We start from the raw sequence: 21,131 nt of genomic DNA, 5'->3' as shown, positions 1-21,131 counted from the left end.
AGCATCGCCGCATGCTTCGCGGCATGCCGAGCTTCCCTGTTGGCGAACTAGCGCCAGTCGCCCAGTGTCGCCTGCACCACGGCGAGGGCGGCGACACCAGCCGTATCGGCGCGCAGAATGCGCGGTCCGAGCGAAATCGCGACCGTATCGGCCCGCTTGTGCAGCATGGCGCGCTCGTCCTGCGAAAAACCGCCCTCCGGGCCGACAAGCACCGCGACGCCGCCGCTCCGGCCCCGGAAAGGGGCCAGAACCTCGACAGGATTGGCCGAGGCGGCTCCCTCGTCGCAGAAGACGAGCAGCCGGCCGGGCGACCATCCATCCAGGGCTTTGGCAAGCGGTTGCGGATCATGGCACTCGGCAACGGCCAGAACGCCGCATTGTTCCGCCGCCTCGATCGCGTTGGCGCGCATCCGCTCCGTGTTCACACGCGCGACCTGCGTGTGCTGGGTGATCACCGGCTGGAGCCGCGATGCGCCCATTTCGACTGCCTTCTGCACCAGATAGTCGAAGCGCGCGTGTTTCAGCGGCGCGAACAGGAGCCAGAGGTCGCCCGCCGGCGGCTGCGGCCGCATCTGCTCCTCCGGCACCAGCCGCACGGCCTTCCTGCCGTCCCTGCGCAGGCGCGCGCGCCATTCGCCGTTCGCGCCGTCGAACAGCAGAACCGCGTCGCCCTCGGCGAGGCGCATCACATTCAGGAGATAATTGGCCTGGTCGCGCCCGGTCTCGATCTCGCCGCCCGCCGCCAGAGGCCCCTCCACGAACAGCCGGACAGAGGTGAAATCGTAGGAAGCCATCGGTTCTGCCCGTCCATTTCGGCGCCGCGAGCCGCCCGCCAGATGTGGCAGCGGTGCGCGGGGCCCATCGTCACATTGCCACGAAGTCGGCCGATTGGTATGAACACTGCCGATTTCACGCAACCTTCGTCGCGCTGCGGACGTTTTCTCGGGGGCCGAACGATGAGCCGTCGCCTGCCAAATCGCATTCCTCTGGCCGTGTTCGCCGCCGCGATGCTCGCCGGCGGTTCCGCCATGGCGAACGAGATCTGCCAGTCGGAGTTCCAGCCGCTCATCGCCGCCCATCAGGAGGTGATGAAGCAAACGCAGGCGGCCATGCCGCGCGGCCGTCCCACCTCCTACGAGCAGGCTCGCGCCAATGCGCAGCGCGCCTGTCAGGCGCTGACCAACGCCCAGAACTCGTTCCGCCGGCTGCAGCAGTGGGTGCAGACCAACGCGGATTTCTGCCGCCTGCCCGAGCAGATCGTCAACGACGTCAATACCGGCGTGACGAACGTGTCGCGCAACCGCACGCAGGCCTGCAACGGCGTGGCCCAGCTCGAGCGCCAGCGGCGGCAGGCGGAAGCCGGCGGCGGTGGTGCCAATCCCTTCGCGCCCAATGCCGGCCGCAGGCCGCAGCTCGACCTGCGCACGCCCGGCGCGCTCTGAGCCGCCATGTCCGCCGCCGATGGCCGCGTTGCCGATGCCGTCAGCGGCTCATGGGTCGATAGCTGGGCGCCGCCCGGCTGGCGTCCCTATCTTAGGCTCGCCCGCGCGGATCGCCCCATCGGCTTCTGGCTGCTCGTCCTGCCCTGCTGGTGGTCGTCGGCGCTTGCCGCCATCGCCATGGGCAAGCCGCTGCCCAACCTCTGGCACATCGCGCTTTTCGCCATCGGCGCGGTCGCCATGCGCGGCGCTGGCTGCACCTACAACGACCTCGTCGACCGCGACATCGACGCCATGGTCGAGCGCACGCGCTCGCGCCCGTTGCCGGCCGGGCAGGTCACCGCCGGCCAGGCCAAGCTTTTCCTCGTCGCGCAGGTCGTGGTCGGCGCTCTGGTCCTTCTGGCGCTCGCCGACCCCTTCGCGTGGATGGTCGGCATCGCTTCGCTCGCCATCGTCGCGATCTATCCCTTCATGAAGCGCATCACGTCCTGGCCCCAATCGGTGCTGGGCCTCGCCTTCTCCTGGGGCGCGCTGATGGGTTGGGCCGCCGCCTTCGGCCGACTCGATCCGCCGGCCCTGCTGCTCTATGCCGGCTCGATCCTATGGGTCATCGGCTACGACACGATCTACGCCCATCAGGACCGCGAGGACGACGCCATTGTCGGCGTCCGCTCCACCGCCCTGCTGTTCGGCGAGCGGACCCGGCCGATCCTCGCCGCCTTCTATGCCGGCGCCACTCTTCTGTTCGCCATGGCCCTCTGGTCGCTCGGCGCGCCTGTGGTCGCCTATGTCGGGCTTGCCGCCTTCGCGGCGCATCTCGTCTGGCAGGTCGGCCGGCTCGACATCGCGGATCCCGACCTTTGCCTGCGGCTGTTCAAGTCGAACCAGTATGCCGGCCTGATCCTGTTCGCCGGCCTGGTCGCGGCTTCGCTGACGCGCGCCTTCGGGCTGGGCTGACCGCGGCGGGCGCTTGGCACAGCGCGACCGGACCCTCTCCCATGGGGAGAGGGTGCCTGCGGAGCAAGCGGGTGAGGGGTTCGGGCCTCGACATGCTCCGTCACGCCATGAGCGGCATGGCGCTGGCGGCCGTCAGGAGAGCCCTACCTCTCATCCGGCGCCACCTTCTCCCCACAGGAGAAGGTCATCTCGCGGCCCCGAGGCGGGACAAGTCTGGATTCCCTTCCCTTTGCTCGGCCGGGAATGGCGTGCTGGCGACAGTCGTTGGGGCGGGAAAGGCCGATCCGGCCGTGAACCCAACTCCGGGAACATGCCACAACAGATAGCATGCAGCGTTACGCTAGTCTAGGTAAAAAATCGCACGACAAGAATTATTACCGTCAGCGCCGCCGGTTCTTTTCCACCCAGCGCCCGACTTCCTGCTCCATCGGGTCCGCCGCTCCGGCAAAGCCCGCGACCACGCCGTCCACGTCGGCCGCCGGCCGGTTCTGGCTCATCTTGACCTTGCCCTCGAGCGCGGTGATCTCGAAACGCATGCCGACAATGGCGCGCATCTGCATGGCGACGAAGTCGTCGGGCGCATCGGACAGGGCCCAGCGGTGCTCGAACTTCGCCTCGTGCTGGTCGGTGAGGTCGGCGAGATTCTCACGGAGAAAAGCGGTGTCGGTCGGCCAGGACACCGTGCCGCGCGCGTGCACCACGGCATAGTTCCAGGTCGGCACCACCTTCGCCGTCTCCTTCTTGGTGGCATACCAGGAGGGCGTTACATAGGCCTGCGGTCCCGAGAAGATCAGCAGAGCCTCGGAGCCTGCGGCCGCGCGCTGCCAGTGTGGATTGGCCCGCGCCAGATGGCCGAAGAAGGCGTGGCCGACGCCCGCCGCGCCGCGCTTCAGGACGACCGGCAGATGGGTCGCGAACAGGCCGTCTGCGCCGGACGTGACCAGCGCGGCGAAGGGAAAGGCCTGACAGAAGGCGAGGAGTTCCTCGTCATTGTCCATGGCGAACAGCGGCGGCACATACATGGCGGGCTCCCGCTAGCGCATTGTCGAACGAGGCGGATACCCGTTCTCGTGAAGACAATGCGACCAACCAACGGTCCAGAGCGGTTCAGCCAATTAGGGAAAAGCCGCGCCGCTCCGGAGATAACGGCTTGAGCGCTATCCTAAACGCTCCGGCCGTTCCAATGGAGGCTTTTGATCGGGGCTATTCGCAGCCGTGATCAGGCCGGCGCGGGGCCTCTCCGGCCAGCCGTCGCCTGGCCCGGCGGCGCGCACGGATCCCGTCGCGTCACGCGCTTTTCAGGATGTCCCGAGCGGCGAGGCTGTCGCGGTCCATCTGCGCCACCAGCGCCTCGATCCCGTCGAACTTCAGCTCGTCGCGGATGAAGCCGGCAAACACGACATCGACGCTCCGCCCGTAGAGATCGCCGGCGAAGTCGAAGACATGGACCTCCAGAAGCGGTGCGCCATTGTCGAAGGTCGGCCGGCGGCCGAAGCTCGCCACGCCGTCGCGCCAGACGCCGTCAATGCCGAGCTTCACGGCATAGATGCCGAAACGCAGGTCGGTGCCGGGGGCAAGACGCAGATTGGCCGTGGGATAGCCGAGATCGCGCCCGCGCTTGTCGCCGTGGATCACCTCGGTCGTCACGAACCAGTCGCGGCCGAGCAGGTCGCGGGCCGTGGCGAGGTCGCCGCCGGACAGCGCGGTGCGGATCGATGACGAGGATACGGGCGCGCCTTCGCGCAGCAGGGCGCCGACCTCGGTGACCGCGAAGCCCTGCTTGCTCCCCGCCTCGCGCAGCATCCCCGGCGATCCGGCCCGGCCCGCGCCATAGTGGAAGTCGCGGCCCACCACCACGTGCGAGGCGCCGAGCCAGTCGATCAGCACGTCGCTGACGAACTGGTCGGCCGAAAGCGCGGCGAAGGGCGCGTCGAAGGCGGCGACGGCGACGGCGTCGATGGCCTCGGCTGCCAGCAGGCGCGCCTTCGTTTCGGGGCTCGTCAGCCGGAACATCGGCTGCGCCGGCTGGAAGAAGGCGCGCGGATGCGGCTCGAAGGTGAGCGCCACGGCCGGGCTGCCGGCCTTCGCCGCGAGCGCCCGTGCTTCCGCTAGGACATGCCGGTGGCCGAGATGCACGCCGTCGAAATTGCCCACGGCCACGACGCCGCCGCGCAGCGGGTCCGGCAGGCGGCGGTCGCGGGTGACGACCGGAAAATCAGCGCGCGGCCGCGGAGGCGGCAGGATCAGGGGCATGGAGCGGTCTTGGCAAGAATTGTCCGGTCGAAAGGCCGCCGGACCCTGCCGAGCGCCGTCCGGCGCGTCAAGCGGCGGCGACGAGTTCCGCGCGCGAGGGCACGCGCACGATGGCCTCGCCGTCCAGCACCACCGTCGCGTCCACCGCGCACTCGCACACGAGACGCGCGCGCTGGCGCGCGTCGATCAGCTCGGCCACCTCGACATGGACGCGCACGACATCGCCGATCTTCACCGGCGCCTTGAAGTTCAGCGTCTGCGACAGATAGACCGCGCCCGGTCCCGGCAGCCGCGTGCCGATCACCGCCGAGATCAGGCTCGCGGTGTAGAGGCCGTGGGCGATGCGCTGGCCGAACCGCGTTTTCGAGGCGTAGAGCTCGTTCAGGTGGATCGGGTTCTGGTCGCCGGAAATGTCGGCGAAACCGACGACGTCCTGATCGGTGACCGTCTTGAACACCAGCTCGGACAGACCGACCGACAGGTCCTCGAAGGCCAGGGAGCGGATCGAACGCGTCGGCATCGGCGTGCCTCCTCGGGAAAGGGCCGACACTGTTCCGGCGTTCATGCTGCAGCGCAATAGGACCAAAGACGGAGGACTTGTCCTATATTCTGGTCAGTCCTGAACGGCTTCGCCCTCGATTTCCACCAGCAGATCGGGACGTGCGAGGCCCGCGACCTGAATGTAGGTTGCGGCGCAAACATGATCGCCGAGCTTGCGTGCCCGCACCGCCCGAAAGGTCGCCAGCGCGTCCGGCACCGTCACCAGCGTGACGATCTTGGTGAGGTTGGCGATGGTCATGCCGCCTGCCTCGACCACTGCGATGAGGTTGTCGAGGCACTGCTCGAACTGGGCCTCGAGCCCCTCGGCGGTCGTGCCGTCGGGGCGAACGCCCACCTGCCCGGAAATGACCAGCCGGCGGCCTGAAAGCGCGTGCAGCGCCCCGTGGCGGTAGCTCGGCGCGGGAGCGTGGACGGTGGGCGGATCGAAAAAGGTCGGCATGGCTCGACTCCGGTATGGCGAGGCGAGGCTATGGCCTTGGATATCCGGCGGCAATGGCGTGCGCGGGCGAGACGAATCAGACGGATTCGGGGCAAGCTTCGCCGGAAGTCCAACCGGAAACGACCGTCCCGCCCTGCCATGCCCCGCTCGGGTTCCCATTTCATCGCGCTCTGCATGGTGGCGATCGCCGCCTCGGCCGCCGTGCTGGCCTACGCCGCCGCCTCCCTCGAGGCCGGTGCGTCGGCGGCGATCGGGTTCGGCCTGCTGCTTGCGATGGTGATCGGCCAGTTCGGCGCGCAACGTTCCGCCGACCGCCTCGCGATGGAGGCAAGGCTCGTCGATCTCGCGCGTTCCGCCACCGGTCTTGCCCGCGATGTCGAGGACATGGCCAGCCGCATCGAGAAGGTCGAGACCTCCGGACCGGACCAGGCCAGGGCCGCGACCCAGCCGATCGCCGAGGAGATGAAGGAACTCGGTCATCTCGTGAAGCAGTTCGCCGAAACGCTGCAGATCCATGAGGCGGCCATCCTGCGCGTCACCGTGCCGATGGAGGCGGAACCTGTTCCGGTGCAGCGGCGCGAGCCGGCTCCCGCAGCCGAGCCGCGCCGCGTCGCCGCGCCGGTTCCCCCGGCTGCCGCGCCGCCGTCCGCCAGCGCTCCGGCGCTGCGCCGCGAGGCCGAGGCGCTTCAGCGCCAGATCGACCGCCAGAAGGCGCCCGCCCATCGCGCCGACGACCTGCCGGCGGCCTTTGCCGGCCTGTCGCGACCGGACGCCATCGCGATCATCGACGAGGCGATCAGCGCCCGCCGCTACGAACTGTTCCTTCAGCCGATCGTCACCCTGCCGCAGCGCAAGGTCCGCGCCTATCAGGCCTCCGTGCGCCTGCGCAGCGCCGAGGGCGCGGTGTTCGCGCCGGCCGACTATCGCAGGCTGGCCGACGAATCCGGGCTGATGCCGGCGCTCGACGCCGAAATCCTCGGCCGCTGCATCCAGGTGGTCCGCCGCCTGACGGCCCGCAACCGCGACGTCAGCCTGTTCTGCGACGTCGCCGGATCGTCGCTGGCCGATGCCGCCTTCTCCACGGAGCTTGTCGCCTCGCTGGAGGCCGCGCGCTCCATCGCCGGCTCGCTGGTCATCGGCGTCGAGCAGGAGGCCGTTCGCTCGCTGTCGCCGCTCGACGTCGAAACGCTGCGCGGGCTGTCGGACAAGGGCTTCCGTTTCTCGATGGACGGCGTCCGCGATCTCCGGATCGAGCCGCGCGATCTTGCGGACAAGGGCTTCCGCTATGTGAAGGTGCCGGCCGACCTGATGATTTCGCGCGCGATCGATGCCGGCGCCGAGATTCACGTCGCCGATCTCGCGGGCCTGTTCGCGCGCTACGGGCTCGACCTGATCGCCGAGGGCATCGATACCGAGGCCATGGTCGTCGACGTGCTCGACTACGAGGTGCGCTTCGCCCAGGGGCTGCTGTTCTCGCCGCCGCGCCCCGTGCGCGCCGATGTGCTCTCGGGCGCCGAACCCGCGGGGATGCAGGCCGCGCAGGCAACGCCCGCCGCGCGTACCAGGCCCGATATCCGTCAGCCGGAGGTTCGCCAGCCGGCCGCCGCGCCGCAGACCCTCGGCGCTGCGGTTCTGGCGGCAGGGGCCGCCGCGCGCGAACCGCGCAAGCCGGGTCTCGGCCAGGGCCTCAGGGCGCTGATCCGCGACCGTTCCTGACGAACGCCGGCCGTGCCGCTAGGATGAGACGATGATCGTCCGCCAGCTTCCCGAAGGCATCGTCAACCGCATCGCCGCCGGCGAGGTGATCGAGCGGCCGGCCGCCGTCGTCAAGGAACTCACCGAAAACGCGCTGGATGCCGGCGCATCGCGCATCGACATCGTCGCGGGCGGTGGCGGGCGTCGGCTGATCCGCGTCAGCGACGACGGTTCGGGCATGACGCGGGACGACCTCGTCCTCTGCGTCGAACGGCACGCGACCTCCAAGCTGCGCGGCGACGATCTGCTCGACATCCGGACCCTCGGTTTCCGCGGCGAGGCGCTGCCCTCCATCGGCGCGGTCGCCCGCCTCACCCTGACCACGCGCCATGCCGGGGAGCCGCACGCCTGGGCGCTCACCGTCGATGCCGGCGCCAAGGGCGAGGCCATGCCGGCGGCGCTCGCGAAGGGCACGCGGATCGATGTCGAGGACCTGTTCTCGGCAACCCCCGCGCGGCTGAAATTCCTGAAGAGCGACCGTGCCGAGGCGGCCGCCATCGCCGATGTCGTGAAGCGGCTGGCGCTCTCGCATCCGACCGTCGCTATGTCGCTGGCCGACGATGACGGCGGCACGCGCACATGGCCGGCCCAGCCCTTCGGCGAGGCCGGCCTGCTCGCCCGCATCGGCGACATCCTCGGCCGCGACTTCGCCGCCAATGCCATGGCCGTCGATGTTTCGCGGCACGGTGTCAGGCTCTACGGCTTCGCGGGACTGCCGACCCTCAACAAGGCGACAGCCGCCAGCCAGTTCCTGTTCGTCAACGGCCGGCCGATCCGCGACCGGCTGGTGCTGGGCGCGATCCGCGGCGCCTATGCCGACGTGATGCCGCGCGACCGGCATCCTGCGGCCGTGCTGTTCATCGAACTCGATCCGCACGAGGTCGATGTCAACGTCCATCCCGCCAAGACAGAGGTGCGCTTCCGCGATTCCGCGCTGGTGCGCGGCCTGATCGTCGGGGCGATCCGCGACGCCATTGCGCGCGCCGCCCCGACCACCGCCTCGACCCTCGGTGCGGCGACCGTCACCGCCTTTCGCCAGCCCGCCGGGCGCGCGCCTCATGGCGGATCGCAGGCGCCGTTGCGCGACTGGCGCGCCAGCGCCTTCCGACCTTTCGCGGGTGGCTTCGCGGAGGGCGCGCAGCCGGCCTTCGCCATGGACATGGCCCCGGCCGCCGATGCCCGCGCGGCTGCCGGTCCCGTGCCGGAGATCGTCGCGGACCTGCCGCTCGGTGCCGCCCGCGCGCAGTTGCACGGCACCTACATCCTCGCCCAGACGCGCGACGGCCTTGTCATCGTCGACCAGCACGCCGCGCACGAGCGGCTCGTCTATGAGCGGATGAAGCGGCACATGGCCGAGGCCGGCATCGCGCGACAGGCCCTGCTGATCCCGGTCGTGGTCGAGCTCGACCCCGCCGACGCGGCGCGGCTGCTTGCCCGCGCCGACGATCTCGCCGCCTTCGGCCTCGTCATCGAGGGGTTCGGGCCGGGAGCCGTCGCGGTGCGCGAGACGCCGGCCATGCTGGGCGAGGTGGATGCCGAGGCGCTCACCCGCGACCTCGCCGAACATCTCGCGGAATGGGACACGACCGATCCGCTGGAGCAGCGGTTGCTCGCGGTCGCCTCGCGCATGGCCTGCCATGGCTCGGTGCGCGCGGGGCGTCTGATGAAGCCCGCCGAGATGGATGCCCTGCTGCGCGAGATGGAGGCGACGCCCGGCTCCTCCCAGTGCAACCACGGCCGACCGACCTCGGTATCGCTGTCGCTGGCCGATATCGAGCGGCTGTTCGGACGGCGCTGACGCTCCGTCGGCTGGTCGCCTTGCGGCGCGGCCGCTGGCGCGCTTTGATCACCGCCCTGCAACCGGCGGTGCCCATGTCCAACTCGTTCGCATCCAGTGCCCTTGTCTTCGATCCCTCGCCCTTCGATCCGGCCAACGCGTCGGCCGACGCGCTCGCCGTCAACGCGGCGATCCTCAAGCGGCTGGAGAACTGGGACAACTGGACGCGTCCGCCCGCCGTCATCCGCGAGATGCGCCGCGAGGGACGGGGGGCCTTTCCGGCGCCGATCCTGTCGCCGCGCGCGACGACGCTGACCATCGAGGGCCGGCATGGGCCGATCGGTCTGCGCATCATCGCGCCTGCCGATCCGAAGGGTGTCTATCTCCACATCCATGGCGGCGGCTGGGTTCTCGGCACCGCCGACGGGCAGGATGCCTGGCTGGAGCGCTTCGCCGACCGCGCGGGCATGGCCTGCGTCTCGGTCGACTACCGCCTCGCACCGGAATTTCCCTATCCCCACGGTCCCGACGACTGCGAGGACGCCGCGCTCTGGATCGCCCGCGAGGCCAAGGCGCGCTTCGGCACCGACCGGCTGGTGATCGGCGGCGAGAGTGCCGGCGCGCATCTCTCGGCGGTGACGCTGCTCAGGCTGCGCGACCGCCACGGCATCATGCCGTTCCGCGGGGCAAACCTGCATGCCGGCTGCTACGACCTCGCCATGACGCCGTCGGCGCGCCGCTGGGGCACGGAGAAGCTGGTTCTGACCACGCGCGACATCGAGATGTTCGTGCGGCATTTTCTGCTCCGGGGAGGAGATGTCCGCGATCCCGACATCTCGCCGATTCATGCGGACCTGAAGGGCCTGCCGCCGGCGCTGTTCACGGTCGGGACACGCGACCTGCTCGCGGACGACAGCCTGTTCATGGCGCAGCGCTGGGCGGCTGCCGGCAACGGCGCGGAACTTGAGGCCTATCCGGCCGGCTGCCACGTCTTCATCGGTTTCCCGGGCACGAACACCGACAGGTGCATGGCGCGCATCGAAGCTTTCATGGCTGCAGCCTGCGCCGATTGAGGACTATTCGGCGGCCTGTTTCTGCACGCGCCACTGGGTGAGCAGGGCGCGGAGCGCCGCCGGCTTCAGCGGCTTGTTCAGGAGATGGACGTTGCGCTCCTGCGCGCGCTCGCGCACCTCCTGGCTGCGATCGGCGGTGACCAGGATCGCGGGCAGCGAATTGCCGAAGCGCCAGCGCAGTTGCGTCACCACGTCGAGGCCGTTGCCCTCGTCGAGGTGGTAGTCGACGATCACCACGTCGGGGGTGACAAGGCTCTCGTTCAGCGCGTCGTGAACGTCGCGCCAGCCGGAGGCCGGAATGGTGTGGCAGCCCCAGCCGCGCAGCAGCGCCTTCATGCCCTCGATGATCTTCGGCTCGTTGTCGATGGCGAGCACGATCAGCCCGTCCAGTGGCGCGGCGGCGAGCGGAGCGGGGGCCGGGCCCGGCGCCACGGCCGGCAAGGCGGGCGCGATCGGCACCGCGACCGAGAAGGACGAGCCCTTGCCGACCTTCGACTTCACCGTCAGGCGATGTTCCAGCACGCGGGCGATACGCTCCACGATGGACAGGCCGAGGCCGAGGCCGCGCGCGGTCTTGGCGCCCGCCTCCAGCCGCTGGAATTCGTGGAAGATGATGCGCTGCTTGTTCTGCGGAATGCCCGGTCCGGTATCGTGGACCTCCAGCGACAGGCGCTTGCCGCGCCGCCGGCAGCCGACGAGAACGCCGCCGCTCCCGGTATATTTGATCGCGTTCGAGACGAGGTTCTGCAACAGGCGGCGCAGCAGCCGCCGATCCGAATGGACCGCCAGCGACGACGCCACGAAGGTCAGCTTCAGCCCCTTCTGCTGGGCGATGGGCGAGAATTCCACGGCGAGCTGGCGGAACAGCTCGTCGATGCGGAAGCTGGCGATCTCCGGCTTCATCGCGCCGGCGTCGAGGCGCGAGATGTCGAGCAGCGCGCCGAGGATTTCCTCCACCGCTTCGAGCGAGGCGTCGACATTCTCGATCAGGCGCTTCTCGTCGCCCTCGTTGCCGCGCTCCACGAGACTGGTCGTGTAGAGGCGCGCGGCGTTGAGAGGCTGGAGGATGTCGTGGCTGGCGGCGGCGAGGAAGCGCGTCTTCGACAGGTTCGCCTCGTCGGCTTCGGCCTTGGCCTGCGCCAGTTCGCCGTTGAGCCGGGTCAGTTCCTCGGTGCGCTCGCGCACGCGGCGCTCCAGCGTCTCGTTGGCGCGGCCGAGTTCCTCCGCCGCGGCGACGGAGGCGGTCACATCGGTATAGGTCGTGACCACGCCGCCGTCCGGCAGGCGCGCCGCGCGAATCTCAAGCACCAGGCCGAGGCGAACGAGGCGCTCGATCTGTGGTTCGTCGGCATTGAGCAGGCGGTGCACCCTGTCGGCCACCAGCGCGTCGATATTGCCCCGGCCGAACTCGCCGCGCACGGCGAGGGCATGCAGGATGCGGTCGAAACCCGCGCCGATGTGCAAAGTCTCCGGCGGCAGGGCGAGCACCTCGGCGAAGGGCCGGTTCCACACCATCAGCTGCCCGTCGCTGTCGAACACGCTGACGCCCTGGCGGGCATGCTCCAGCGCCGTCTGCAGCACCTCGCGGTTGTACTGCATGGCGGCATTGGCGTCGTCGAGCAGCTTGAGCGCGTCCGTGGTCGAGACGGAACGCTTCTTGAGGAGCAGCGACAGCACGAGGCGCGACGACGCCGTGCCGATGGCCGAGGCGAGCAGCCGCTCCGAATAGCGCAGCAGGTCGATATCGGCCTCTGCCTGTCCTTCCAGCGGCACGCCGCGCTCCACCGCGTGGCTCTCGAAGGCCGCCGTGGTTCGCTCGGCGCCGAGATAGCGCGCGACGGTGTTGCGCACCTCGTCGACGGTGATGGCCGAGCGCCAGAGCCGGAACGAGGGCGCGTAGTCGGCCTGCTCGACGGGGACGAAGACATTGGCCTGCAACGTCTCGATGCTCGACGGGCGGCGCAGCAGCGACAGGCCTACGAACAGCAGGACGTTGGCGAGCAGCGACCAGAACACGCCATGGGCGAGCGGCGGCAGGCCCGTCAGGCCGAACAGGTCCTGCGGCCGGAGCCAGCCGATGCCGAGCGGTCCGTCGGAGACGAGGCTTGCGGGCAGCGCGCCGGTGGTGACCAGCATGGGAAGGAGCAGTGTATAGGTCCAGATGGCGAGGCCGATCGCCATGCCGATGACCGCGCCGCGTGCCGTCGCCCGCCGCCAGAACAGCCCGCCGAAAAAGGCCGGCGCCAGCTGCGTGACGGCGGCGAAGGACAGGAGGCCGATCGAGGCGAGCTGCGCTTCGCCCGCCACGCGATAGTAGAGATAGGCCGCGATCAGCACGGTGAGGATGATCGTCCGGCGAATCTTGAGGATCGTCGGCCCGAGGTCGCTGCGCTCGTCGGCGCCGCCCTGGGCCGATGGCAGCCGTCCCCGCAGGTTGAGCAGCGCCGGAATGACCATGTCGTTCGAGATCATGATCGACAGGGCGACGCTGGCGACGATGACCATGGCCGTCGCCGCCGACAGGCCGCCGATGAAGGCGGCAAGCGTCATGATCTCATTGCCGCGCGACATTGGCAGCGCCACCACCGTCATGTCGCTGTCCATCGTGCCCGCCGGGAAGACCAGCAGCCCGGCGACCGCGATCGGAATGACGAAGAGATTGATCAGGATGAGATAGGCGGGAAACAGCCAGCTCGCCCGCCTGATCTCCGCCTCCGAATGGTTCTCGACCACGCCGACATGGAACATGCGCGGCAGGAGGATGCCGCAGCAGAACGACAGCACGCTCATGGTCAGGAAAGTCGAGGCGTCCGGCCAGCGGATCACTGCGTTCATGATGTCGGCGCGCGCCGCCACGCGCCCGAACAGGTCGCCGAAACCGTTGAACATCACGTAGGTGACGTAGATGCCGATGGCGAGGAAGCAGATGAGCTTGACGATCGACTCGGCCGCCACCGCGAGGATCAGGCCGTCCTGATGCTCGGTCGCATCGGCATGGCGCGTGCCGAACAGCATGGCGAAGGCCGCCATCGCCATGGCCACCACCAGCGCGATGTCGCCGAAGAACGGCAGCTCGTGGGTGACGTTGACGATCTCGTCGGGCTTGATCGTGGTCATCAGCGAGGCCGAGACGGCCTTCAGCTGCAGCGCCACGTAGGGGATCGTGCCGACGGTGACGATCAGGCAAACCATGGCGGCCACGGCCTGGCTCTTGCCGTAGCGAGCGCCGATGAAATCCGCGACCGAGGTGATGTTCTGCGTCTTGGCGATGCGCACGACACGCAGGATCAGCGGCCAGAAGGCCGCGAACAGCAGCATCGGGCCGACATAGATGGCGAGGAAATCGAAGCCGTTGCGCGAGGCGAGGCCGACCGAACCGAAGAAGGTCCACGACGTGCAGTAGACCGCGAGCGAGAGCGGATAGATCCAGGCCTGGCTTTGTCGCAGCGCCTGTTCGCGCGCGCGCCGGCGGTCGCCCCAATAGGCGACGAGGAACAGCGCTCCGAGATAGGCGAGCGCCGTGACGATGATGACGAAACCCATGCTCATGGCGGGTGTCGGCGTGCCTCCCTGGCGGCCGCAACGTTCCCACGCGGCCCCTTGGCTGTCCATGGGCCGGTCGGGCGAACCCGCGCGCCATTGCCAAGCCACGCCGTATCGCGGATCGTCATCGGCCCGCCACTGCCAGGGACAGGAGTCGAATCATGGCGATGCTGCAGGAGTTCAAGGAGTTCGCCCTCAAGGGCAATGTCGTCGACCTCGCGGTCGGCGTGATTATCGGCGCGGCCTTCGGCAAGATCGTCGAATCGGTCGTCGGCGATCTGTTCATGCCGATCCTCGGCGCCATTGGCGGCTTCGACTTCACCAATTATTTCCTGCCGCTCTCCAGCGCGGTGAACGCGACCAATCTGGTCGATGCGCAGAAGCAGGGCGCGGTGATCGCCTACGGCAAGTTCATCACCATCGCGATCAACTTCATCATCATCGCCTTCGTGCTGTTCATGGTGATCAAGGCCATGAACCGGCTGAAGAAGGCGGAAGCAGCGGCCGCGCCGGCCGTGCCGCCGCCGCCCTCGGCCGAGGTGACCCTGCTCACCGAGATCAGGGATCTCCTGAAGAAATAGGGCAAGCGCATTTTCGAGCGAAGCGGAAACCGGTTCGCGTCAAGAAAAGGCGATAGAGAAGGAATTTGGCTCAGGCCGGCCGCAGGAACAGAAGCTGCGTGTCGCCGGCCTCCCGCTTCTCGACGAGACTGAACGCGGCGGGCGTTGCGACAGCGACGTCCGCCGCCTCCTCGACCACGACAAGAGCATCGGCCGTGAGCCAGCCGCCGCCGGCGATGCTGCCGAGGCAGAGTTCGGCGAGCCCCTTGCGGTAAGGCGGATCGAGAAAGGCCAGCGAGAAGCGCTCGAACGGGGCGAGCGGTCCCATTTTCGTCGCATCGCGCTTCAGCAGGCCGGTGACGCCGGACAGGCCGAGCGCATCGACATTGGCGCGGATCAGGCCGCGGGCCTCCGCGCTCTGGTCAACCATCGCGGCATAGATGGCGCCACGCGACAGCGCCTCGATGGCGAGCGCACCGGTGCCTGCGAACAGGTCCAGCACGCGCGCTCCCTCGCAGGCATTCCCGTAGCCATGGGCGAGCACATTGAACAGGCTCTCGCGCAGGCGATCGGAAGTCGGGCGGATCGCGTCCGACTTCGGCGCGGCCAGTACGCGGCCGCGATATTTGCCCCCGACAACCCGCAAGGGTTAGCGGTCCCGACCGCCGCCGGGGCGGCCCTTGCCGAACGGCTTGCCGCCGCGCGGACGGTCTCCGCCCGGCCGGTCACCACGACCGCCGAAGGACTTGCCGCCACCGAAGGACTTGCCGCCACTCGGCCTGTCGCCGAAGGACTTGCCGCGAGGGCGGTCGCCGCCTCGGTCGTCGGACGAGCGCTCGCCGAACGAACGTTCGCCCCTCGGCTTGAAGCCGCGCTCCGGCCGATCGCCACGATCACGGTCGCCCCAGGGCTTGAACTCGCGCGGGCGGTCGCCGTCGCGATCCCTCGGCGGACGGTCGCCGAACGGGCGGTCGCCCCTCGGCTTGAAATCGCGGCGCGGACGCTCGTCGCCGTCGCGATCGCGCGGCGGACGATCACCGAACGGGCGGTCGCCCCTCGGCTTGAAGTCGCGGCGCGGACGCTCGTCGCCGTCGCGATCCCTCGGCGGACGGTCGCCGAACGGGCGGTCGCCCCTCGGCTTGAAATCGCGGCGCGGACGCTCGTCGCCGTCGCGATCCCGCGGCGGACGGTCGCCGAACGGGCGGTCGCCCCTCGGCTTGAAGTCGCCGCGCGGGCGCTCGTCCCGGTCGAAGCGGCGCGGGCGCTCGTCGAAGCGACGCTCCTCGCGCACGGCCTGATCGTCGCCGCCGACCTTCTCGACGCGCACGCGCCGGCCCTTGGAATCGGTCACCGGAGCGCCGCGCTTGAAGTCGCGCTCACCGCCCTCGGCGTCGCGGCCGCCCTTGTAGCCCGGGCGCGCCTTGTTGCGCGGCCCGAACTGCACGGCCTCGCCGTCACGCCAGATGCGGGCGCGGTTGCCGAACTTGTGCTCCGGGCTTTTGCCGCGCGGCCGGTCGCCGTCCTCGCGGTCGCGACCGAACGAGCCCCGACGGTCATCGTCGCGTCCGAACTTGCCGCGCCGGTCGTCCCGGTCGCCGAAGCGGCCCGGTCGCTCGTCCCGGTCGCCGAAGCGCTTCGGCCGGTCACCGCGATCCTCGAAGCGGCGAGGCCGCTCGTCGCGTCCCTCGAACCGGCGCGGGCGCTCGTCGCGCTGCTGCCGTCCGCCGCGTCCGCGCTCGTCGCGCTCGCCGACGCGCTCGAAGACCGGACGGTCGAACTCGACGCCCGCCAGTTCCGACAGCTCCTCGCCGAGCTGGTCGCGCAGCACGCGGGTGCGGATCTCCTCGACCTCGCCCTCGGGCAGTTCGCCGAGCTGGAACGGCCCGAACGAGACGCGGATCAGCCGGTTCACGTCGAGGCCGATGGCGCCAAGGACGTTCTTCACCTCGCGGTTCTTGCCTTCGCGCAGCGACAGGGTCAGCCACGAATTGGTGCCCTGGATGCGGTCGAGTTCGGCCTCGATCGGCCCATACTCGATGCCGTCCACCTCGATGCCGTGACGCAGGCGGTCGAGAGTCGCCTGATCGATGGTGCCGTGAGCGCGCACGCGGTAGCGGCGCAGCCAGCCAGTGGCGGGCAGGGCGAGAACGCGCGCGAGGCCGCCGTCATTGGTCAGCAGCAGCAGGCCTTCGGTGTTGATGTCGAGGCGGCCGACCGTCACGACGCGCGGGAGGTCTTCCGGCAGGGCGTCGAAGATCGTGTCGCGGCCTTCCGGGTCGCTCGTCGTCGTCACGAGGCCGGCGGGCTTGTGGTAGAGCCAGAGGCGGGTGCGCTCGCGCTCGGGCAGGCGCTCACCGTCGACCAGGATCACGTCGCGCTCGGTGACGTTGGTCGCGGGCGAGGTCAGGATCTCGCCGTTGAGGCTGACGCGGCCAGCCTCGATCCATTCCTCGGCTTCGCGGCGCGAGCAGAGCCCGGCGCGCGCCAGCACGCGCGCGATGCGCTCCTCGCCGCGGTTGACCGGCTCGAACGAACGGTCGCGCTCGCGCGGCACGCTGTTGCGGTCCTCGCGGTCGCGGAAGCGCGGGCGGTCGCCGCGCTCGCGATCCTCGAACCGGCGCGGCTTGTCATCGCGGCCACGCGGACGGCGGTCGTCCTCGTCGCGGTCGCGCGGTGCGCGCTTCGGCTTCTCGATGCCGGCTTCGGCGGCCAGCGCCTTCACCACCGGGTCCTCGTCGATATCGTCGAGGAAGGCGGGAATATCGTCGGGCAGGGCTTCTTCAACAGGCTCGGCGGCCTTCTTCGCGCGCTTGGCCGGCTTTGCGGGAGCGGCTTCCGGCTCCGCCGCAGCGACGGTGGGGGCCTCGGCCTTGCGGCTGCGCTTGACCTTCGGAGCGGCCTCCGCCGCTTCCGCTACGGCCGGCGCCTCGGCGGCCTCAGCCTTCTTCGTGCGCTTCGGCGTCTCGACCACCGGCTCCGCCGCGGCCTTCTTCGCGCGCTTCGGTTTTTCGGCAGCGGCCTCCGCGACGGCGGCCTTCTTGGCACGCGCCGGCTTCTCGGCGGCAACCTCCGTGGCAGCGGCCTTCTTCGCGCGCTTCGGCGTCTCGGTCACGACCTCGACGGCAGCGGCCTTGGCGGTCTTTTTCGGGGCGTCGGAATCGGTTTTTCGCGTCCGGCTGGTGGCCGGACGATCATCGTCACTCTTGCGGGGCATGGGTATCTCGTGGGATCGGGTTATCGCGGCGCCATCCGGCGTGCGCGGCCGGGCGCCCCGGCAGGAATGGCGCGATGTAGCACGAACGATCCCCGATGGCGAGTGATGCCCCCGATTCGGCCGGAAAGCCCATGGCGATCGCCCTTGGCGAGGCCGAGGCGGCTGCCGCGCGCGGCGAGGTGCCGGTCGGCGCGGTGATCGTCAGCGAGGGGCGGATCATCGCCGCTGCCGGCAACCGGACCCTGACGGATCGCGACCCGACCGCCCATGCGGAGATCGTGGCGATCCGCGCCGCCTGCGAGGCCCTCGGCAGCGAGCGCCTGCCCGGCTGCGACCTCTATGTGACGCTGGAACCCTGCCCGATGTGCGCCGGCGCGATCTCCTTCGCGCGCATCCGCCGGCTCTATTACGGCGCCGCCGATCCGAAGGGCGGCGCGGTGGAGAACGGCGTGCGCCTTTATTCGGACCCGACCTGCCATCACCGGCCCGAGGTCTATGGCGGCATGTCGGAGACGGCCGCCGCGGAACTCCTCAGGGAGTTCTTTCGCGCGCGTCGCTAGCTCGTGCCACTGGAACGCCCGCCGGTGGCCTGTTCCTTCGCCACCATGCGCGTGATCAGGATCACCGGCACGAGCCCGACGGCGACGATCACCAGCGCGCCGGTGGATGCCTGCGCCAGCCGCTCGTCGGACGCGAGATTGTAGACCCTGACCGCCAGCGTATCGAAGTTGAACGGGCGGACGATGGCGGTCGCCGGCAGTTCCTTCAGCACGTCGACGAAGGCGAGCAGCCCGGCCGTCAGAAGCGAGCGGCGCATCAGCGGAACATGGATCACCCGTGCCACTTCGCGCGTGGTCGCGCCAAGCGTGCGCGCCGCGGCGTCGAACGTGCCGGGTATCTTGTGCAGGCCCGCTTCGACCGGACCCATCGCCACGGCGAGGAAGCGGACGAGATAGGCGTAGATGAGAGCAATGACGCCACCGGAGAAGACCAGGCCGGTGCCCGTGCCGAACGCCGCCCGGGTGGTCTGGTCGATCAGGTTGTCGAGGGCACCGAGCGGGATCAGTACGCCCACCGCGATGACAGTGCCAGGAACGGCATAGCCGATACTGGCGATGCGCACGGCGGTCTGCGTCGCCGGTCCCGGCGCGAGGCGCGTCGTGTAGCCGATCGCGGCGGCGGCAGTCACGATGATCGCGGCGGCCAAGCCGGCGAGGATGAAGGAATTGCGCGCATAGACGAGGAAGCGTTCGCCGAACAGGGCGTCGCCGCCCTCGGCGTGCAGCCGGACAAGGGCGGCGATCGGCAGGACGAAGCCGAGGAGGATCGGCAGCAGGCAGGCAAGGAAGGCGGCGAGTGCGGCAAGCCGGCCGAGATGCAGCCTCGCCGGCGGGCGGTGCCGGCGGGCGCTGGTGCCGAAGCGGCGGTTGCGTCGCGCCAGGGTCTCGATCGCGACCAACAGCAGGACGAAGGCGAGGAGGGCGGTCGCCAGCTGCCCGGCGCCGGCACGCTCGCTCATGCCGAACCAGGTCCGGTAGATGGTGGTCGTGAACGTGTTGACGCCGAAATACTGGACGGTGCCGAAATCGGCCAGAGCCTCCATCAGCGCCAGCGCCACGCCGGCGGCGATGGCGGGGCGGGCCATGGGAAGCCCGACGCGCAGGCAGGCGCCCCAGGGGCCGGAGCCGAGCGTGCGGGCGGCTTCCAGCACGCAGGTCGACTGGTCGAGAAAAGCCGCGCGCGCCAGCAGGTAGACATATGGGTAGAGCACCAGCGTCAGCAGCGCGCCGACCCCGCCGACATTGTTGATGTCCGGGAACCAGTAGTCGCCGCGCGACCAGCCGAAGGCGGCGCGAAGGGCACTCTGGACCGGGCCGGCAAAGGCCAGCGCATCGGCATAGGCATAGCCGATGATGTAGGCCGGCATGGCCAGCGGCAGGAGCAGCAGCCATTCGAGCGCGCGCGAGCCCGGAAAGCGGCAGAGCGTCACCAGCCAGGCGGTGCCGACGCCGATGAGCGCCGTGCCGGCGCCGACGACCACCATCAGCAGGATCGTGTTCCAGACGATCTCGGCCAGCACGGTGTCGATCAGGTGCGACCACGTGCCGGGCGAGGGCTGGAACACGCTCAGGGCGACCGCGACGATCGGCGCGGCGACGAGCGCGGCGACGACCATGGCGAGCACCATGAACGCGCGACGCCCGGCCGTGACGGCCGGGCGCGCGATCGGTCCCGAAAGAGGGGGGAGGGCGGCGTCGGTCAAGCCATCACTTCCAGCCGGCGCGGTCCATGATCTTCAGCGCTTCCGCATTGTTGCGGGCGAAGACGCGGGCATTGAGCTGGTCCTGCTTGAACGCGCCCCAGGCGGCCACCTGCGGCGGCGGCTCGAGACCCGCGACCACCGGATATTCCGAGTTGCCGAAAGCGAAATAGCGCTGCGCCGAGGGCGTCGCGAGATATTCGAGGAACGCCTTGGCCCCGTCGATGTTCTTGGAATGACGGGCGATGCCGGCCGCCGAGATGTTGACGTGCGTGCCACGGTCGCCCTGATTGGGGAACACGACGCGCAGCTTCTCCACGACGGCCTTGTCTTCCGGCTTCTCGGACCGCGCCAGGCGGGCGAAGTAGTACGTGTTGGCGACGGCGATGTCGCCCTCGCCGGCCGCGGCCGCGCGGATCTGGTCGGTGTCGCCGCCGCGCGGCGGGCGCGCCAGATTGGCGACGACGCCCTTGGCCCAGGCCTCGGTCTTCTCCGCGCCGTGGGCGGCGAGGATCGAACCGGTTAGCGACTGGTTGTAGACGTTGGTGGACGAGCGGATGACGACTTTGCCCTTCCACTTGGGGTCGGCGAGGTCCTCGTAGGTGCGGATGGCGCCGTCGGCTACCTTGTCCTTGGCGACCAGCAGGACGCGCGCGCGGGTCGAGAAGCCGAACCAGTGACCGTCGGGGTCGCGCAGATGCGCGGGGATGCGACTGGCCAGCGCTTCCGACGCGAAGGGCTGCAGCAGGTCGAGGCCGCGCGCTTTCTCGATGCGCCCGGCATCGACGGTGATCAGCACGTCGGCGGGCGAATTGGCGCCTTCGCTCTGCATGCGCGCCAGCAGCGGGTCTTCGCCGGCCTCGACGCGGTTCACCGCGATGCCGGTCTGCTTGGTGAAGTCGGAATAGAGCGCCTCGTCCGTGTCGTAGTGGCGCGACGAGTAGAGGTTCAGCGTCCGCGCCTGAGCGCGCAGGATGGCTGGCGAAGCGACGAGCAGTGCGGTGCTGCCAAGGAAGGTGCGGCGGTTGAAGGTCGGCGTCACGGTGAAACTCCGCGCTTGGGGATGATGGTTCGGGACACGAGGCGCGCGCGGTGCCGACGGCATCCCGGCGGCTGGCGCAACGTCTGAATGACGGGAACCGGACGGGTTGATCCGATTGCCGGCATCCTATCTTGGTCCGAAAATGCCGCAAGCTCTTGGGCAAACATTAGAATTCGTCAAAACAACAATTAGAACGATTGCAATCGGTGTGAATTGCTGAGTGATCCAGTCAGCTTATCGATCCGCCGTCCACGCCTG

At 69.5% G+C, this 21,131-nt stretch carries 17 protein-coding genes; 7 read left to right on the top strand and 10 right to left on the bottom strand.

Annotated features, from left to right (window positions below; genetic code table 11):
* Positions 1 to 47 precede the first annotated feature (47 nt).
* On the bottom strand, positions 48 to 794 hold the full coding sequence (locus JNK84_RS08975; RefSeq protein WP_293423085.1) for a 16S rRNA (uracil(1498)-N(3))-methyltransferase: 747 nt from the start codon (positions 792 to 794) through the stop codon (positions 48 to 50).
* Between the two features lie 162 nt (positions 795 to 956).
* Between JNK84_RS08975 and JNK84_RS08970 the strand changes: the two genes are divergently transcribed.
* A complete protein-coding gene (locus tag JNK84_RS08970) occupies positions 957 to 1,442 on the top strand; it encodes a hypothetical protein (RefSeq protein ID WP_293423082.1) in 486 nt (161 codons plus the stop codon).
* A gap of 6 nt (positions 1,443 to 1,448) precedes the next feature.
* Positions 1,449 to 2,396, top strand: coding sequence for a 4-hydroxybenzoate octaprenyltransferase (gene ubiA / locus JNK84_RS08965; protein WP_293423079.1), 948 nt, complete (start codon positions 1,449 to 1,451; stop codon positions 2,394 to 2,396).
* A gap of 380 nt (positions 2,397 to 2,776) precedes the next feature.
* Here the strand turns inward: ubiA and JNK84_RS08960 are convergent, their stop codons facing one another.
* The 4 genes from JNK84_RS08960 to JNK84_RS08945 form a co-directional block, all read right to left on the bottom strand.
* Entirely contained in the window at positions 2,777 to 3,418 is a 642-nt protein-coding gene (locus tag JNK84_RS08960) for an FMN-binding negative transcriptional regulator (protein WP_293423076.1), read from the bottom strand.
* Between the two features lie 265 nt (positions 3,419 to 3,683).
* Positions 3,684 to 4,649, bottom strand: coding sequence for a bifunctional riboflavin kinase/FAD synthetase (locus JNK84_RS08955; protein WP_293423073.1), 966 nt, complete (start codon positions 4,647 to 4,649; stop codon positions 3,684 to 3,686).
* 67 nt (positions 4,650 to 4,716) lie between these two features.
* Positions 4,717 to 5,169 (bottom strand): MaoC family dehydratase, encoded by a 453-nt coding sequence (locus JNK84_RS08950; protein WP_293423070.1) that lies wholly within the window; start codon positions 5,167 to 5,169, stop codon positions 4,717 to 4,719.
* A 93-nt stretch (positions 5,170 to 5,262) separates the two neighbouring features.
* A complete protein-coding gene (locus JNK84_RS08945; protein ID WP_293423067.1) occupies positions 5,263 to 5,649 on the bottom strand; it encodes a RidA family protein in 387 nt (128 codons plus the stop codon).
* Between the two features lie 138 nt (positions 5,650 to 5,787).
* Here JNK84_RS08945 and JNK84_RS08940 point away from each other — a divergent pair, with 138 nt between their 5' ends.
* The 3 genes from JNK84_RS08940 (at position 5,788) to JNK84_RS08930 (ending at position 10,254) form a co-directional block, all read left to right on the top strand.
* The gene (locus JNK84_RS08940; RefSeq protein WP_293423064.1) at positions 5,788 to 7,365 is read left to right on the top strand and encodes an EAL domain-containing protein; all 1,578 of its coding nucleotides are present in this window, start codon (positions 5,788 to 5,790) and stop codon (positions 7,363 to 7,365) included.
* 31 nt (positions 7,366 to 7,396) lie between these two features.
* A complete protein-coding gene (gene mutL, locus JNK84_RS08935; RefSeq protein ID WP_293423061.1) occupies positions 7,397 to 9,202 on the top strand; it encodes a DNA mismatch repair endonuclease MutL in 1,806 nt (601 codons plus the stop codon).
* Positions 9,203 to 9,276: 74 nt separating this feature from the next.
* Entirely contained in the window at positions 9,277 to 10,254 is a 978-nt protein-coding gene (locus JNK84_RS08930) for an alpha/beta hydrolase (protein WP_293423059.1), read from the top strand.
* A 3-nt stretch (positions 10,255 to 10,257) separates the two neighbouring features.
* Here the strand turns inward: JNK84_RS08930 and JNK84_RS08925 are convergent, their stop codons facing one another.
* A complete protein-coding gene (locus tag JNK84_RS08925; RefSeq protein ID WP_293423056.1) occupies positions 10,258 to 13,803 on the bottom strand; it encodes a hybrid sensor histidine kinase/response regulator in 3,546 nt (1,181 codons plus the stop codon).
* A gap of 161 nt (positions 13,804 to 13,964) precedes the next feature.
* On the opposite strand from JNK84_RS08925, the gene mscL reads away from it, so the two are divergent.
* Positions 13,965 to 14,378, top strand: coding sequence for a large conductance mechanosensitive channel protein MscL (gene mscL / locus JNK84_RS08920; protein ID WP_293423550.1), 414 nt, complete (start codon positions 13,965 to 13,967; stop codon positions 14,376 to 14,378).
* A 70-nt stretch (positions 14,379 to 14,448) separates the two neighbouring features.
* Here the strand turns inward: mscL and rsmD are convergent, their stop codons facing one another.
* Together rsmD and JNK84_RS08910 are read right to left on the bottom strand one after the other, a co-directional pair.
* A complete protein-coding gene (gene rsmD, locus JNK84_RS08915) occupies positions 14,449 to 15,003 on the bottom strand; it encodes a 16S rRNA (guanine(966)-N(2))-methyltransferase RsmD (protein WP_293423053.1) in 555 nt (184 codons plus the stop codon).
* A 3-nt stretch (positions 15,004 to 15,006) separates the two neighbouring features.
* Complete coding sequence (locus JNK84_RS08910; RefSeq protein ID WP_293423548.1) at positions 15,007 to 16,911, bottom strand: pseudouridine synthase; 1,905 nt, start codon at positions 16,909 to 16,911, stop codon at positions 15,007 to 15,009.
* A gap of 791 nt (positions 16,912 to 17,702) precedes the next feature.
* Between JNK84_RS08910 and JNK84_RS08905 the strand changes: the two genes are divergently transcribed.
* A complete protein-coding gene (locus JNK84_RS08905) occupies positions 17,703 to 18,131 on the top strand; it encodes a nucleoside deaminase (RefSeq protein WP_293423050.1) in 429 nt (142 codons plus the stop codon).
* On the opposite strand, the gene JNK84_RS08900 is transcribed toward JNK84_RS08905, so the two are convergent.
* Entirely contained in the window at positions 18,128 to 19,834 is a 1,707-nt protein-coding gene (locus tag JNK84_RS08900) for an ABC transporter permease (protein WP_293423047.1), read from the bottom strand. The genes JNK84_RS08905 and JNK84_RS08900 overlap by 4 nt on opposite strands.
* Before the next feature lie 4 nt (positions 19,835 to 19,838).
* Entirely contained in the window at positions 19,839 to 20,873 is a 1,035-nt protein-coding gene (locus tag JNK84_RS08895; RefSeq protein WP_293423044.1) for a Fe(3+) ABC transporter substrate-binding protein, read from the bottom strand.
* Positions 20,874 to 21,131: the final 258 nt, after the last annotated feature.

Origin of the sequence: Phreatobacter sp. (genome assembly GCF_016793595.1) — a bacterium.
Classification (GTDB): domain Bacteria; phylum Pseudomonadota; class Alphaproteobacteria; order Rhizobiales; family Phreatobacteraceae; genus Phreatobacter.
Note: the sequence above shows the minus strand (reverse complement) of the source record. Positions and strands in the feature narration are given on the sequence as shown.

Bases quoted from the DNA above. Each gene is read 5' to 3' on its own strand.
- mutL (WP_293423061.1), top strand. From the start codon at position 7,397: ATGATCGTCCGCCAGCTTCCCGAAGGCATCGTCAACCGCATCGCCGCC.
- ubiA (WP_293423079.1), top strand. From the start codon at position 1,449: ATGTCCGCCGCCGATGGCCGCGTTGCCGATGCCGTCAGCGGCTCATGG.
- JNK84_RS08960 (WP_293423076.1), bottom strand. From the start codon at position 3,418: ATGTATGTGCCGCCGCTGTTCGCCATGGACAATGACGAGGAACTCCTC.
- JNK84_RS08945 (WP_293423067.1), bottom strand. From the start codon at position 5,649: ATGCCGACCTTTTTCGATCCGCCCACCGTCCACGCTCCCGCGCCGAGC.
- JNK84_RS08950 (WP_293423070.1), bottom strand. From the start codon at position 5,169: ATGCCGACGCGTTCGATCCGCTCCCTGGCCTTCGAGGACCTGTCGGTC.
- mscL (WP_293423550.1), top strand. From the start codon at position 13,965: ATGCTGCAGGAGTTCAAGGAGTTCGCCCTCAAGGGCAATGTCGTCGAC.
- JNK84_RS08925 (WP_293423056.1), bottom strand. From the start codon at position 13,803: ATGAGCATGGGTTTCGTCATCATCGTCACGGCGCTCGCCTATCTCGGA.
- JNK84_RS08955 (WP_293423073.1), bottom strand. From the start codon at position 4,649: ATGCCCCTGATCCTGCCGCCTCCGCGGCCGCGCGCTGATTTTCCGGTC.
- JNK84_RS08970 (WP_293423082.1), top strand. From the start codon at position 957: ATGAGCCGTCGCCTGCCAAATCGCATTCCTCTGGCCGTGTTCGCCGCC.
- JNK84_RS08940 (WP_293423064.1), top strand. From the start codon at position 5,788: ATGCCCCGCTCGGGTTCCCATTTCATCGCGCTCTGCATGGTGGCGATC.
- JNK84_RS08905 (WP_293423050.1), top strand. From the start codon at position 17,703: ATGGCGATCGCCCTTGGCGAGGCCGAGGCGGCTGCCGCGCGCGGCGAG.
- JNK84_RS08975 (WP_293423085.1), bottom strand. From the start codon at position 794: ATGGCTTCCTACGATTTCACCTCTGTCCGGCTGTTCGTGGAGGGGCCT.
- JNK84_RS08930 (WP_293423059.1), top strand. From the start codon at position 9,277: ATGTCCAACTCGTTCGCATCCAGTGCCCTTGTCTTCGATCCCTCGCCC.